The organism is uncultured Shewanella sp., from assembly GCF_947497935.1.
In the GTDB taxonomy this organism is placed as follows: domain Bacteria; phylum Pseudomonadota; class Gammaproteobacteria; order Enterobacterales; family Shewanellaceae; genus Shewanella.
Genome location: NZ_CANMIO010000005.1, coordinates 150,090 through 165,166, shown reverse-complemented (window position 1 = coordinate 165,166; position 15,077 = coordinate 150,090). Strand labels below are relative to the sequence as shown.

General features: G+C 40.8%; 10 protein-coding genes. 6 read left to right on the top strand and 4 right to left on the bottom strand.

The window, feature by feature from the left end; translation table 11 throughout:
* The first annotated feature begins 319 nt into the window (after positions 1 to 319).
* From Q1A86_RS07715 to Q1A86_RS07690, 6 genes are all read left to right on the top strand, one after another.
* Entirely contained in the window at positions 320 to 703 is a 384-nt protein-coding gene (locus Q1A86_RS07715; protein ID WP_299805012.1) for a VOC family protein, read from the top strand.
* A gap of 608 nt (positions 704 to 1,311) precedes the next feature.
* Positions 1,312 to 2,427 carry a trimethyllysine dioxygenase gene (locus tag Q1A86_RS07710; protein ID WP_299805009.1) on the top strand — a complete coding sequence of 372 codons (1,116 nt, stop codon included), beginning with the start codon at positions 1,312 to 1,314 and terminating at the stop codon, positions 2,425 to 2,427.
* Positions 2,415 to 3,428, top strand: a complete 1,014-nt coding sequence (gene ltaE, locus Q1A86_RS07705; protein WP_299805007.1) for a low-specificity L-threonine aldolase — start codon at positions 2,415 to 2,417, stop codon at positions 3,426 to 3,428. Before Q1A86_RS07710 ends, ltaE begins: the two co-directional genes overlap by 13 nt.
* A 14-nt stretch (positions 3,429 to 3,442) precedes the next feature.
* Complete coding sequence (locus Q1A86_RS07700) at positions 3,443 to 4,801, top strand: APC family permease (RefSeq protein ID WP_299805005.1); 1,359 nt, start codon at positions 3,443 to 3,445, stop codon at positions 4,799 to 4,801.
* 1,245 nt (positions 4,802 to 6,046) lie between these two features.
* Positions 6,047 to 8,311 carry a hypothetical protein gene (locus Q1A86_RS07695; RefSeq protein WP_299805003.1) on the top strand — a complete coding sequence of 755 codons (2,265 nt, stop codon included), beginning with the start codon at positions 6,047 to 6,049 and terminating at the stop codon, positions 8,309 to 8,311.
* Entirely contained in the window at positions 8,301 to 9,527 is a 1,227-nt protein-coding gene (locus tag Q1A86_RS07690; RefSeq protein WP_299805000.1) for a PD-(D/E)XK nuclease family protein, read from the top strand. Before Q1A86_RS07695 ends, Q1A86_RS07690 begins: the two co-directional genes overlap by 11 nt.
* 60 nt (positions 9,528 to 9,587) lie before the next feature.
* Here Q1A86_RS07690 and Q1A86_RS07685 read toward each other — a convergent pair whose 3' ends face one another.
* The 4 genes from Q1A86_RS07685 to Q1A86_RS07670 all read right to left on the bottom strand — a co-directional run bounded on the left by Q1A86_RS07685 (position 9,588) and on the right by Q1A86_RS07670 (position 14,392).
* Positions 9,588 to 10,517 carry a hypothetical protein gene (locus tag Q1A86_RS07685; RefSeq protein WP_299804997.1) on the bottom strand — a complete coding sequence of 310 codons (930 nt, stop codon included), beginning with the start codon at positions 10,515 to 10,517 and terminating at the stop codon, positions 9,588 to 9,590.
* 415 nt (positions 10,518 to 10,932) lie between these two features.
* Positions 10,933 to 11,889, bottom strand: coding sequence for a TniB family NTP-binding protein (locus Q1A86_RS07680; protein ID WP_299804995.1), 957 nt, complete (start codon positions 11,887 to 11,889; stop codon positions 10,933 to 10,935).
* Positions 11,886 to 13,781, bottom strand: a complete 1,896-nt coding sequence (locus Q1A86_RS07675; RefSeq protein WP_299804993.1) for a hypothetical protein — start codon at positions 13,779 to 13,781, stop codon at positions 11,886 to 11,888. The genes Q1A86_RS07680 and Q1A86_RS07675 overlap by 4 nt, the downstream gene beginning before the upstream one ends.
* Positions 13,781 to 14,392, bottom strand: a complete 612-nt coding sequence (locus Q1A86_RS07670) for a TnsA endonuclease N-terminal domain-containing protein (RefSeq protein WP_299804991.1) — start codon at positions 14,390 to 14,392, stop codon at positions 13,781 to 13,783. Before Q1A86_RS07670 ends, Q1A86_RS07675 begins: the two co-directional genes overlap by 1 nt.
* Positions 14,393 to 15,077: the final 685 nt, after the last annotated feature.

Sequence of the window (15,077 nt, the reverse complement as noted above, 5' to 3'; positions counted from 1 at the left end):
TATTATCCTTTAACGAAAAACAATCGGATTGATACTGCGATGTCCTAAGCAGTAAAACAATGCAGCTACAATAGGGCTAACTAATGATGTGAACCATGAATTAGAGAAATTCATCCTTGGTAATTGCAAGCTAATAGTAGAGCGATAAACAACAAATCAGCCCCTAGAGCAGTGCTTGATACTTGGATTATAGATTGTGTAAGTTAGTCGAAAATACACAAGTGCTATGTAGCGCCAGCCCTGTTAGTGTTAAAAAAGATAGAAGAGAGCAAAGGCTTAGATAGTCTCAATAGGTGATTTAACTGCAAAGGAAAGCATTATGCATAAGAGTAGATTGGCCGCATTGGTGATAGACAGCAAGGTAGATGATATTGAACAAGCAAACATATTTTGGGAGCAAGCTTTAGGCCTAGAATGCGTGCGTTCTAGTGAAGACTGGTCTTCAAGATATTCACACCTTAGCGTACCCGATGAGCAACCACATATATTGATTCAAAAAACGTCTCATGAAAGTCGAGTGCATCTTGATATTGAGACCGATGATATTGCAGCTGAAGTGGCGCGCTTAACAGCGATTGGTGCGAAAGTCGTCGAGCATTTTGAGCGCTGGGTTGTTATGCAAGCACCGACTGGTCATCGATTCTGCGTAGTGAATCCTCAAAGAAAAGACTTTAACGATTCAGACAATGTTAATGTTTGGTAACAATTTTACTCACAGCCTATAAAATGAAGCGAATAGTAATAAAAATGGCATCAGATGCTAAAGGCTAACTCATATAGGATTACTCATGAGGCTCATGAATTGAATAAATGGGTAAGGGCGATATAAGGGGACGTTTCGCCTTAATGCTAGCCAATCGATGGGGGGGAATTAGCTAAGCCATTAATAAAATGGAATTAATTTGTAAAATAGACAAGATTAACACTTTCATCAATAGCCATTAGTGCAGTTGATTTAATAGGTATGAGATTTAAAGACTGGATGAAATTAAGCCACTGTCAGATATTGGTTTATAAACGCTGTATGGCTAGTTAACCTTTGACTGAGTTTGCTCGAAAAAGTTTGGTCGAATAAATTCCATATGATGCCTCTAACGGCACAGTATGTTGAGGATAGCCCTTAGGACAAGATAACTGGTACCAATCTAACACAATGACAACATTATAAGAGTCGATTCGCATATAAACCTGCATGATAAGGCTCTCGAGCTCACCGCTTGATAATTGCAAATTGTTGATGCTATGGTGGTTAATTGTTGTTTCTTTGTTGTGTTAGCTGTCATTTGACAGGTTAACTTAGGGATCTATTTTATGTATATTCACAAATGTGAACGTGTAGATGAAAATCTTGCGATTCAATTTTCTAATAATAATGAAGCAAACTTCAGTTTATTTTGGTTAAGGGATCACAGTACCGATAAGTCCAGCCTTAACCCAGATACACTACAACGAGATGTTGAAACCTTTTCCTTACCCGCAGTGCCACAGATAGAACAGTTCCAAGTTATCAATAATGGCGCTCAATTACGCATTCAATGGCTAGATGCTGATCTTGTCAGCGAGTTTGATGCTGATTTTCTTTTTAATATGGCATGTTCCCCAGTCAAAGAACCGGCATACCAATTGTGGGCAAGCGAGCTACAAAACCAAGTCCCAGATTTTGATTTTGAACAGGTAACGGCAAACGATGCTGCTTTTTTACCTGTGTTAGAAAGCATGGAACAGTATGGTTTAGTGACCTTTTCTGGCATGCCGTCGAATATGCAAGCCACTAAAAAGTTGCTCAATCAAGTCGGGTATATTCGAGATACCGTATTTGGTAGTTTATGGGACTTTTCTAATAATGGCGCTCATAGCGACAGTGCCTATACCAGTGTTGGCATAGGCCTACACACCGACAGTACCTATACACTTGACCCACCAGGCTTGCAGTTATTGCATTGTTTAGCCTTTGACGGCGAAGGCGCCTTCAACCAATTTGCCGACGGCTTTAAGGTGGCTCAAACCATAAAAGATGAAGATCCTGCCGCTTATGAGACGCTAAAAAGAATTAAGGTACCTGCGCACTATATTGAGCCTGGCGTTCAATTGAGAGGCCAACATGAGGTCGTGCGAGAAGATATCAATGGCCAGTTTGAACAGATTTGTTTTAATAACTTTGATCGCAGTCCATTTATGTTAAGTGCCAGTGAACAAAAGGCTTTTTATCATGCTTACGGTCTGTTTCAGCGTTTAATTAATGATCCTAAATTTCAGGTGAGCTTTCAATTACAACCAGGCCGTGCGGTATGGTTTGATAATTGGCGTGTCCTACATGCGCGCAGCGCTTTTAGCGGTTTTCGTCATCTTGCTGGCGGCTACACTAATCGAGAAGATTACATCAGCAAAAAGCTAACCTTAAAAGGGAAAACACCATGGCAGGAGTAATCGATTTACGCAGTGATACGGTTACCCAGCCCTGTCAGAACATGCGCACCTTAATGGCTGAGGCCCAAACGGGTGATGATGTTTATGGTGAAGATCCTAGCGTTAAGCAACTTGAATCTTTTGCTGCTGAGTTACTCAATAAACAAGCTGCGGTATTTTGTCCCTCTGGCACACAAAGCAACTTGATGGGGTTGCTGTCTCATTGTGGGCGAGGCGATGAATACATTGTTGGCAGCGCCGCACACACCTATCTTTACGAAGGCGGTGGTGCAGCGGTATTAGGGAGTATTCAGCCACAGCCATTAACGCTACAAGCTGATGCAAGCATGGATCTTTGTGAGCTGGAAAAAGCCATTAAACCAAAAGATGTTCACTATGCCAGAACCAAGTTGATATGCCAGGAAAATACTCATGGTGGTGTCCCATTACCTGACGGTTACACTCAAGCCGTTAAAGCGATAGCACTGCGCCATGAGCTAGGGATGCATTTAGATGGCGCAAGATTATTTAATGCCGTCGTTGCCGGTAACACCAGCGCAGCGGCCTTAACCGCAGATTTTGACAGTGTTTCAATCTGTTTATCTAAGGGCTTAGGCGCGCCTGTTGGCTCGTTACTCGTGGGGTCAAATGAGTTCATCGATGAGGCGAGGCATTGGCGCAAAATGTTAGGTGGCGGTATGCGCCAAGCCGGCATTATTGCCGCTGCTGGCTTGTATGCGTTACAAAACAATATAAATCGCTTAAGCGATGATCACCGCCGAGCAAGTGAATTAGCAAGTGCGCTAGGGCAAATCGATGGTGTTAGTATCCCATTAGGTCAGGCAAACACCAACATGTTGTATGTGAGCGTTAGCCAAGCGATGAGAAAACGCCTTGCTGAGCATGCAGCCAATGACAATATATTGCTGCCTGCTGGTGAGCAGATGCGTTTGGTCACTCACTTAAATATTAATGATGATGACCTAAAAGCCATTATTGAGTTATTTCAACAAGCGGCTTAACGCTAGGGCACCAGATGACACAAAACATCTCTTCACATCCCCAAGACCATAGAGTCATGGGGTTTTGGCGCGTATGGGCGCTTGCTGTAGGATGCGCAATTGGGTCGGGGATCTTTATGATGCCGACATTATTAGCACCTTATGGCATGTTAGGTTTGGGTAGCTGGCTAGTTGCTGGCGCTGGTACGGTGCTGATTGCACTAACATTTGCAAGGTTAGCTACGAGAATACCTAAAACGGGTGGCTTGTATATTTATGCTGACTCAGGATTAGGTTCTATGGCCGGATTTATTGTCGGCTGGTGCTATTGGATCTCCTGTTTAACGGCCGTGGCGAGTGTCGCCATTGCATTTATCAGTTATCTCTCAGCTTATGTGCCGATACTGGCAGAACATCATCAAGCCAGCTTAGTTGCATGTTTAGGCTTAGTTTGGCTGATTATCGGCTTGAATATTCGTTCGATTAAGGGCAGTAGTATATTTCAAGTGATCACGACCATTTTAAAAATCGTGCCCTTGTTAATCCTCGCAGTATTGGGCTTAATCAATATGCAGCCGGAAATGCTACCCGCATACAATCCGACTGAGTTATCACCCATTACAGCAATATCTGCTGCCACTATGTTGGTTATGTGGTCATTTCTAGGAATCGAATCCGCAACCGTTCCAGCGGGTAACGTGATCAAACCAGGAAAAACCATACCCAGAGCAATTATTGCCTCAGTACTGACTATCTTGGTTTTGTATATATTGGTGAGTTTAGCGGTGAACCTAACTGTGCCTACGAGCGAACTGAAAGATTCTGCTGCGCCATTTAAACTAGCAGCAGAACGGCTAATGGGACCTGTTGGCGCGTTAGTCGTGACACTTGGCGCCTTATTGTCGACGTTAGGATCCTTAAATGCCAATACCTTAATGTGTGGGCAGATGCCGATGGCCATCGCAACAAATGGGCTGTTTCCCAAGCGATTTAAACGTTTATCTAAAAATGGTACGCCAGTATTTGGTTTGCTGGTATCGGGCGCAATTGTCTCTGTACTATTGATAATGAACTACACCAAAGGCTTGATCGGTGCGTTCACTTTTTTAGTGATGATGGCGACGTTAGCGACCTTAATGGCTTACACCTTATGTGCCATTGCAGAGTTCTATTTTCTAAAACAAGACAAACCATCGGCAGCACGAAACCGCGCCATCATTCTTGGCATTGGCACCTTTGTGTATAGTTTGTTTTGTATTTTGGGAGCAGGGCAGGAAATTGTCTTTTATTCTTTCTTCCTGATTTTATTAGGTTTGCCTGTATACGCCTTACAAAGAAAGCCAGAGAAAAGAGAACCAGAGACAGACATTAAACAAGAGTTACTCTCTGACTAATTAGGTTAGCCTAAACTGTACTGACATCAACATTTTTGTATTACTTGCCAATGCTATGTTCAGGCGCTACATCTATTTTGTAGCGCCGTTTGACGGATTTAAGCAATCTGGCTTCGGCATCAGCATCAGTGACATATCTCACTCCTTCCCCAAAGTTGGTTAGCTTCGAATGAACCCTGATTCATTTATGTTTATATTGTTGCTACAGGGCTGTCCACTCTAAACTGTCACTTTAGAATGATTAATCGTCTGCAGCGGGTGCTAGGCAGGATGTCCGAATGTCGTGATCACATGGGTGTGAATAAATGATCGCATGTGCAGACACTGCAGAAGCACGGCGCAAGTAAAACCCTAAAAATATTGAAAAGTATACCTCTTCTCAAAGCGTTAATCTCACCACGAAGCGCTTCGCTTTCACGGAGGTCACGGAGGTCACGGAGGTCACGGAGAAGATCGTAGAGCAAAAGATCAAAATGTTTGATGACGAGCCTTTTTCCGCTGCTTTTCTTCGTGTCGCGTAGCGTTCCGTGTCCCAATAACATCCGTGTTTAACGGCTAGTTTGTTATCCCTAGCTCTCGCTTCTTAGCACATGGCTTCGCCATATTCGCCGTGGTAAATAGATTTTGTCCAGAAATGGGTTAGGGTCAACAATTAGCGAGTAGAACTGATGAAGACTTGTAAATCAGCTGAAGACTCCATAAACCAACAGCTAACAGAATAAAATTATCATACGAGAAACCATAGGCAGCCAGTTACTTCGTGATTCCTATTGGTGTCGAATCCGATGTCGTGACTGAGATTCTCAAATTGGGTGACAATTCCTAATAATTGGGAATTGTCAGCCTAAATGAGAATCTCATTCATGTGGCGTATAAAGTAAACAACGACTTACTAACCCCTTGATCAGAAGGACGTCATCTAAAATGAGATTTCTTATGAATAATGTCATCGAAATTGAGATCCGTATATAAGGTCCGATTATAAGATACAGATAGATAGGATTGATGCAAGGGAAACAAACGGTAAACAGGGCAAGAATAAACGCGCATGCGATAACCTACGGTATGAACTACAAATATTCAACTCTGCAAGCGGACGAGCGATGTGACGAATTCGTCAAGAATGAAGCAAAGTTTAAACTAATCGCTTACGCCACTAATGAAATAAAAATATTATGGATTTTGTCTATTAAAAACATAGCGATAAGAGTATATTTTCATCACAAATAGAAAATGGACTTTTTAATGCTAGACTGCGACGTCAATTACTTCGAGAAGCTTTTGTTGTCTTTGAAGGGAAAAACTTTATCTGAATGCCCTTATCAACTTGTTATCGAAGCCTACCTTTATAGATCCCCTGGTAAAGGTAGTAAACACAAGGCCCACCCCAATCGAGATGAATCCTTTTGGCATTCAAATTTTGTGTTTGATATACCCACCTCCTTGTACAAAACTGATGATTTTATTTTAGCGTTAGCTCGCTACTTTTCGCAGGAAGTTGCATCTAACTTTTCATTTGTTACCCACGTTTTTAGTCAATCACCAGAAACCGTTCTAGTCGCAATACGCAGATCGCAAATAGTAACTAATGAAAGTCACCTAAAGTGGGACGAAATTAAAGCTTTATCCAGTAAAACCCCTGATAAACTAAATAGCCTCATAGCGACAAGTGAAGCTTTTCAAGCTGCCTATTCTGATAGGAAAAATCGAATTAATCACCTTAGAGAACCGTTCAAGAGCTTAACACTATTTGAGCTTATGTCTTTATCCGCTGTTTATTCTTTTAAGCACTTAGCTGAACCAGCAGTTTCATTCGATGGTGGTGAAATTAGGACAGACTCTCAATTAAGGGCACTGAAGAAGTTAACAGAATGGAAGCTTAGGCATAGTGCTACAGATGAATTCTCGTTAAGTGAAAGTAAGATTACAAAATCCTTAAAGAAATATCACATCCCTTTAGTTTTCCCATCTGATCAAGATAGCTCAATTGCTGAAGCACTTTTGCTTCTCTTTGAGGAACTCATACAAGCTCAAGTCGAATTTGATGAGTTTATATCTCAAAGTGTTCATCCATTCTGTTTTGATGACTCAATAGAATTCTCGGTTAAGAATGAAAGATTGATTCTAAAGACCACTGATAAGGCAAGTGAAATAGCAGACAATTGGGTTAGAAACGGGAATAGACAAAAAGCCCTAAGAGGGTATTGGTTTAACTTAGCAATGGATGAGTTCATTGCGTCAGGGATGGCGACTCAACAGATTGGAACGGCCGAAAACCATGACAGCAACCAAATTGCTTATATCAAGGCCATTGCAATCAAGCTTGAGCTACAGCGTATCTATGGTTTTACCAGTTATGTGACAACCAGTTCAGGGCTAAATGTAAACCTGTTCCAAGCCCTGTTATCATTAGAGCTAATGACAGCCTTTTATTTAAAGGATTATATTGCTGCATTCTATGAAGAACATGCTGGAGTAGGTGGTTGGCAAGGTGCTGTTGCCCTAGTTGCCTTGAAGGGAGCTGCTACGGGACAAAATCGATTCCCTATCACTTGGTCACGATGGAAAGAAAAGGCGCAGAATATTGTTGGTTGGACTGTGTCGAATGACTTCCCAACCGGCAATATCAAGTCAGCAGAAGCGATAATGGACTTTTGGTGTCTTGATTTACGCAAGTATAGTCAAGTGATTAAAAACTCTGCCTACCTAAACTTGCCACTACTTACTGAAAAACCCATATTTAAAATTGGACAATATTGCGTTGAACTTCCATGGCTAATGTCAAGCCAACTTGGATCCGTAAGTGCGGTTAATAATCTTCGCCGCTTTGCTAATCAAAGAAGTTCGCTAAAAGACGAAACAACGAGAATTGAAAATCAGCTTGGGGATGCGTTTGAGCGAAGAGGGTTCACTGTAGTAAGAAACTTTGAAGATACAAGCCCTCTCGGAAAAGAAGCTGGAGAAGTAGATTTGATTTGTGCGATTGATAACATAGTTATTGTTATCGAAGTCAAATCAACATTTAACCGTACAACGAAAGATGAGATTTACTACCATCGCGACAAAACGCTGAGAAAAGCTGGCATACAAGTAAGAAAAAAGACAAAGGCTGTACGAGCAAACTTACAAGAAGCAGATAGCCTTATTAGGCGTATAAATTTAACAACATCTCCACGTGTCATTGGCTTGATTGCTGATACCTCTATTGAGTTTGACCATGAATATTTCTCAGGCGCTATGAAGCTCTCCATTGAGGAACTTATTATTGCGCTAGCAGACAATGCACACTTATTGTGTGACCAAGAAAAAGAGATTTCCCGCTCATTAGAGTCCAATGAAGAGCTGTCATTGATCGCGGAAGAATTCACTTTATATCCAAATGGATTTAATGGTGGTGAATTCATTAAAGTTTTAGAGCAGTCACGAGTCTGGGAAAGGTACGAACAGCAATATAGACAGCAAAATACTGGACAGAATAAAAACAAGGATGCTTTATTTAATGTTAGATAAATTACTAGTTGAATTATCTTTGGTCGATCGTAAGTATGAGAAAACTAACAGAGTCGATGAATGTCACTTTAACATTTTTTCTCTCCTGCGCCGGGAATCTGATGAGGTTGCTTTGCATTCCCGCTTTATAGGTGAGCTACTAAACCCTAAAGGAACACATAATCAAGGGGGGATATTTCAACGTCTTCTTCTCCAGCAACTATCTGAAAGTAGCCAAAAGTTTAATGGTGAATTCACCTTAGAAGTTGAGCGTACGTTAGGAGAGCGTGGCAGAATAGATCTTCTGCTTATTGGTAAACATGACGTAATAGTGATAGAGAACAAAATTTATGCACAGGATCAAGATAAACAGTTAGAACGCTACAATCTTGCTATGAATGATTATTTTCACGATAAAAAAAAGCACCTTTATTACCTAACACTGTTTGGAGAAGAACCATCTATAACGAGTCTTGGTTCTCTTAATCCAGATGAAGTTCAGTGTATAAGCTACTTGACTGTAATTACCAAGTGGCTTGAGTCCTGTATCCGTGAAGTCTACGACTTACCGTCATTAAGAGAAACTATTATTCAATATAGAAAATTAGTCGAAAAACTAACAGGACAGACACTGAGTGAGATGCACAAAATGGAAATAAGAGACTTACTATTACAAGGTCATAATTTTAACTATGCTCTTCAAATTGAAGAGGTTTTAAGCGAGGTTAAAGCCGAGTTACAAAGAACAGTTTGGGTAGAGCTACAGGCATCTCTAAGCATGCACGACTACGACTTTACCTTTGTAAATTATAAGTTTGAAGAACGTGACATGAAAGTATGCAATAGCTTCTACCAGACTTATAACCGTAGCTTGTATTATGGATTACAGCATAAAATTCTAACTTTTGAAGATTATAGTGTTCATTTCTACCTAGAAGTAGACCACTGCTTTTACTACGGATTTACCGTTTGTAAAAATGGATCGCGAGGAGCATATAAAGACGAGTTCGCGAAAAAGCTTCCTAAACTTAATGAGCTGCTCAAAACACTCGTTCAAACTAGTTCTGAGGATGAGTTGTGGATAGCGTGGAAATATAGTGGCGATAAAATTAACTTCAAAAACTTTAATGAAGGGAACTCGGCAAAGCTCGCGGACTCAACATATAGGAAGGCTTGGGTAGAAAGCGTGACTAAAGATGTGGTTGAGTTATTGAAAAACGTGCCTGGTGACCTATAGGTTAATTAACTGCCTTTGAACTTGCTACTAACTAAGCCAAAGGCAGAAATATAACTTTATCTACTCTAGTACAAACTTTAAAGGCAGCTGCTTCGACTCATGCGCTTGTCTAAGCGCAATAACATCTTCAAAACAACAACGGTCGTGATTACCATGTGAGTTCACTCGAGGCCTTCGTAACTGTCCTGTTTTTCTCATTCGCCTTAGTGTTGATTCAGATAGCCCGGTTAGACGCTGAGCTTTCTTAATTGACACATCATGGGGCCTGTAATGCCTAAATTCTTCAACACCGAAACGAGTTAATTCAGTCTCCTCAACAAAAATTGAGCCTGCTAGATCTAAACCCGGCTGATAGATAATCGATAAGCGTTCATGCTTTATACCAATAAGAATGCTCTCCATATCAAGCGCGTAGTAATCTAAAACGTTTCTAAGCTCTGATAGTGGTAACTGGTTAGTTATTTGGCCTCTATAACTGTTCAGCATCCAAAGTAAGCCACTCAAGTTTACGTTAGAACGGCTACTGATTTTTGTGTGACTTCTCGGTATCACACCTTCGTGTTGCAATCGCTTTAAAGAGTTAGCTGAACCCGTAATGAGCGAACAAGCATCTGCTACGGGGACATTGCAGTCAGCTTTGGCTATTCCTTGTTCTAATAGGCTCTTGTAATTGCTAAATATGTTCTTATTTGGCCAATAGGTAATGTCTTCAATGAGTTTTTTGCATGGTAACAACCTGAAATTACTAGGCCACCAGCTCGGAGTAGTAAGCGCCAAGGTTGCTAGCCATTTCGCAGCGACATCAGGCTGAGTCATTAACCGATACCCTGATAACACCGTTGCCTCATAATCAGAAAACTTCGGCCACTTAGACACCTTGTGAGAACAAAGGTTAGGTGAATCCAGGTATCGACTTGCGACAATGCAATCTGAAACCTGTTGTTCGGTAAGTTCTGGGAGTGTTGCTTGCCCACTTAATTGGAGTGGCATGCCGCACGCTCTATTGGTGCATAATCCATTAAGTAAACCAACGTCCCAGGTTAGGGGAGTGCTGCAGCGATAACATTGGCTAATAAGTGGGGCCGAGTGCTCACTGCAACAGAATTTAAAAGGGTTTTGCACTTCTTCATGAACAAAGCCATTCTGTGTTACACACTCCAGACAAACCCTTGCCGTTAACAGCCTGTTCTCTTTAAATAAGGGGTTAAAAATGGGGCTTAATGAAGCGGTACCACTTACTTTAAACAGGCTACTTAGCTTCCCGATATGAGCTGGGTAGTGGCTACCTTTAACTATTCCTGCAATCGTCTTAACATCGAGAAGATAGTCTAGATAATGAAAGCCATTTCTAGCGGCAAACCTCAATGTATAGCCAATAGCGCTTTCGTTATGCATTGGTACAGGGCTAATTGGCATTGTTGGCCCTCATTTCTTTCAAGTCTTCCTTTCTCTTTTTGACAAACTGATAAACCCTTTCCAATGCCATCTTTTTGCTATCAAAAGGGTTGATACCATTAATGCAATTTAAATCAAAGCTCTGTTTAAATGCGTCTCTCAACTCTTCACGGCTCGTCACCCCAGAGTAATCAAATCCGGAAAAAAGCTTACCCAGTACGCCAAACGAACGCTCTGAATAGGCCATGCAGAGCCTGCTAATAAGCTCTTTATCTTCAGCAGGATTAAGTACGGGCTGATTAATTTTAGCCATGAAAAAATTTAACACATCAAGACCTTCTTTCGTCACTGGTAATGGTTCAGACAGCAAAACTCTAGACGTTAGCCTACGAGAAAGCTGCTCATCATCAGAATAATCACAGTTATCTTGACCGAAAGTAACAAGTCGTTGTGCGGCTTTAGTCCCCATAAATACGATAGGCACACCACATTTATCAAGCATGCTCGCAAAAAGCTTCAACATATTTTGCGCTTTGATGCCATCATTCTTAGGGAGGGTGTGTTGCACCTCATCTAAAATGATTAGTTCAACTTCATATGCTTTCAGCAGTGCTTTAAATTGCGCCATTAGCTCACTAAAGTCGATGGTTTTACGGGGCACCGGTGACCCCATTTCTACCATTAAACTACGCAGTAGGGTTGAAGGAGCGGTGGTGGCGATTTGAACCTCGTGGTGGAGGATAGGTATTGTCCTTTTTTCAGCAGTTTGCTTAACCATTCCTTGTTTAGCATAATTTTCTGCTAGAAAAGACTTTCCTGCACCGGACGGGCCAACAATCAAGACGCCATATTGCTTTTGATCCCCTCTAAAGTTCAAATGAATATGGTTAATCGCCTCCCACGCCTTCGTTAAAGAGTAGTGTAAAGCTAACGTCGAGGGGATTTCCCGGTAGTTATTGTAATTCAATCGTCCTCCCAAAGGTTTTCTGAATCCCATGTGTTGTTAGGGTCAAATGCAATGTCTTTTTTGTCCGGCTCGTTATCGACCCCAGCAATTCTTGCTGGATAAGTTTTGTTGTTTCTCTGATTTTCATGAGACTCTGCGATCCGTTCTGCAGTACTCAATTGCTTGTCATTATTGTCCTCATAAGTTCTAACTGGCTTACCTGAACGGTTTTTCCGTATTGTACGTTTAGCCAATACCGTGTCATCTGTCGTTAATTGTAAAGCAAACAAATCAACTGATTTAGGTTCGTGTCCCAAGAGCTCCTCGACAGAAATCGGGGATTTGAATTCATCACTGTATATTTCAGCAACTTCTTGAAGTGTGGCTCCAGTCTTAGGGTGGACGGCGACAACGGTTACCTTTCTTCCATCAAAAGGGTTATACATTACGGTAACGGAAGGCGTCGCATCTTTTAATCCATATGTGCCTAGCTCATTAGATAGCCACTTTAAACCGACATATTTGTGCTTAAAGATATTAATACTGCCGTCCGATTGCAGCTTATATTCCTTAGCACTAGTAAAAACATGAAATTGAGATTGCACCTTATCGAAATTAATTGCGGCACTAGGACTCATTATCATACTGTTTTGCAATCGTTCAATCGGCTTCTCACCGGTTTGACTGTGTACACTGTTATGATAATGAATAATGTAGTCGTTGAGGTGCTTATAAAAATCAGACTTCTTAACTCTTGCTACCTGCTTTAGGTTTTTAGAGCTATTTTCTGGCTGCTGGGTACGCTTAGGGAGGTAACCTGAGATCCCTACCACATAACTACCATCAGCAAGAGGGACTTTATATCCTTTTAGGAAACACATTTTGATTGTGTTGTTAATAGACTCTACGAACGGTTTACGCATTGGCATGTTGGAAGGATTGTATCTAAATCCCGTTTTCAAGTTTGTGCAAAGGCTATTCATGAGGCCGTTATTAAATCCAGGCCCATTATCCATTACTATTTCGTATGGTTTGCCACCGACACAACCATTTGAGTCAGACGTAAAAATACTCTGAATTAAGTTGACTACACTTTCTTTATTCTCGCCTTGCCCAATTTCAACAACGCAGCCAATAATGCATCTAGAGTAGCAATCAATAGCTAGATAAATTGAAACTCGTTCTGTGGGTTCACCTGTCTTGTCATCAATGAGGCAAAGGTTAAGCTCCAATCGATCGAGTTCAACTCGTTGAAAAGCATATTCAACTTTGATTGCGTGAGTAAGTTTATTCATTAACTGGTTTCTTTCTTTTTGAGAAAGGTTTGGATCAGCAAGTTTATCGTTAATCGCACTGAACTTTTTTAATCTTCTGCGGTAGGTGCTCTCACTGACCATCACGAGGTCCTTCTCGTGCTTGTTGATTTCGTCACAATAAGCTTTATAGCATGCTGCCACGTTATTATGTTCACCTAGACAGTAATCCTGAGTTTTATCATAACCATGATTTACCCACGCTTTCCAATGCCTGCAGATAGTTGATTTTCCAGGATGATTTGACCTAGTTAACTCAGGATGTTTGCGTTCAACCTCTTTGATTAATCGCTCGTATGATTCCCGTGTAGTAGGCTGGAGCCCATGTTTACTGACCAATTCACCCAAAACTTCCATGTATAACACTCGTTTATCCCTTACTGACTTTTGTTTATCAGTGAAGAGCCTTGGTGTTGGTTCACGAAGAATGGGCTCCATTCTTCCGTCAGCAATATGCTGGTTAAATTCATCCGCTGTTAAGGTTAGTGTTTTGGACTTATCGTCACATTCTTCAAAAATGGTTTTATAGTTGTCATGATGAAGAACAGAAAACGGGATGTTATTATCCAGCTGATACCGTTCTTGAGGCCTAACCAGCATTATGCACCAGCCTTCAGAAGTAATGCGTTAGGGTTAAGAACAACTAGCGGGTCATATTCATAGACTTTGCGTGCAATGAGTTCGTAAATTAGCCCCGCAGGGTTTTCTACAGAATCAGATAAGTATTGGTAAAGTTGAATGAAGGAACACTCCTCAGGCAATAGTCCGATGTTGATTTCGTCTAATTGCTTGTCACAACGATTCGATACTATAAGCATTAAACTCTTACCCAGTGTTATCGGGTAATTTTCTTCGGAGACTAGATGCAGTGGTGTGCTCGTAACTTTTGCGGAGTATGCTTGAAAACGTTCAAACTTTTCTTCATAAGCATCATCCGTGAAAGTGGAATGATGAATTTCGACGTAAGCATCTGTACCGTCGTGATACTGAATTAAAAGATCAGGTGTATAATGCACTTTGACACCATCTATCACCAGATTCATCGTCTCTGACTGTGTTGCATAAGACTTCACTGCAGGGTCAAGCTCTAACGTATAGGCAAACGTTTGCTCTAAAAACGAATCCACAAACAAAGATGCTCGATTCTTCAGGCTATACATTCTAATGGTGTCACGCTTTCTGCGCTTTCCAGGTATAAACTTCGCACCCATAAACCATACCTCCGACTCAGCTTAAATTTAATGATAGCCAATCTGTGGCGTCGTGTTACCCAAAGCAAAAGTCACCAAAACTTTTGCTTCGCTATTTTTTTCGAAAAAAGCACTCAAAAAAACAAGTTAGTTTTTGAGCGTTTCGGATTTTTTTAAATTTCGAAAATCTGTAAGTGACGTAATTAGCGCACATATTTTGCAGTTTGAAAAACTAGAATTTTCTAACTTCGTTTGGATTTAGGTCGATTTCAGAAATTTGTTGGTTTTTCGGAGAAATATTCCTAAAAACCAACAAGCCGTTGAATTACTTGGATTAACTAAAGCTGATTTCGAATAATATTTTGTTACACATTGAAAGGAAACTACTTATTTTCTAAAGCCACAATTAACTATTCGTTGTAGTAAAAGCACTGTTTTCTATAGGAACAACAAACCGCATTAAAAACACAGAGTGAAGAAACAAGCTTTTGGTAGCTATAAAATGATGAACCCACATGATTTAACAATTACCCAAATTGTTACACTTTGTAAAATACAAGGTGCAAGCCACTGAAAAATATATGTAATTATTATTATAAAAATTACATAAAGTTTGACTAAAAAACTTTTCCCAGTAAAAACCGCGCTTTACACCAAATGAGAGGTGATAAGGCTTAAAAGTACAGTTTTACGACTTCGCAAGCCC

What these genes read in the sequence shown, in the direction of transcription:
- Q1A86_RS07675 (WP_299804993.1), bottom strand. Translation starts at nt 13,781, where the DNA reads ATGCTGGTTAGGCCTCAAGAACGGTATCAGCTGGATAATAACATCCCG.
- Q1A86_RS07710 (WP_299805009.1), top strand. Translation starts at nt 1,312, where the DNA reads ATGTATATTCACAAATGTGAACGTGTAGATGAAAATCTTGCGATTCAA.
- Q1A86_RS07715 (WP_299805012.1), top strand. Translation starts at nt 320, where the DNA reads ATGCATAAGAGTAGATTGGCCGCATTGGTGATAGACAGCAAGGTAGAT.
- Q1A86_RS07695 (WP_299805003.1), top strand. Translation starts at nt 6,047, where the DNA reads ATGCTAGACTGCGACGTCAATTACTTCGAGAAGCTTTTGTTGTCTTTG.
- Q1A86_RS07690 (WP_299805000.1), top strand. Translation starts at nt 8,301, where the DNA reads ATGTTAGATAAATTACTAGTTGAATTATCTTTGGTCGATCGTAAGTAT.
- Q1A86_RS07685 (WP_299804997.1), bottom strand. Translation starts at nt 10,517, where the DNA reads ATGCCACTCCAATTAAGTGGGCAAGCAACACTCCCAGAACTTACCGAA.
- ltaE (WP_299805007.1), top strand. Translation starts at nt 2,415, where the DNA reads ATGGCAGGAGTAATCGATTTACGCAGTGATACGGTTACCCAGCCCTGT.
- Q1A86_RS07670 (WP_299804991.1), bottom strand. Translation starts at nt 14,392, where the DNA reads ATGGGTGCGAAGTTTATACCTGGAAAGCGCAGAAAGCGTGACACCATT.
- Q1A86_RS07700 (WP_299805005.1), top strand. Translation starts at nt 3,443, where the DNA reads ATGACACAAAACATCTCTTCACATCCCCAAGACCATAGAGTCATGGGG.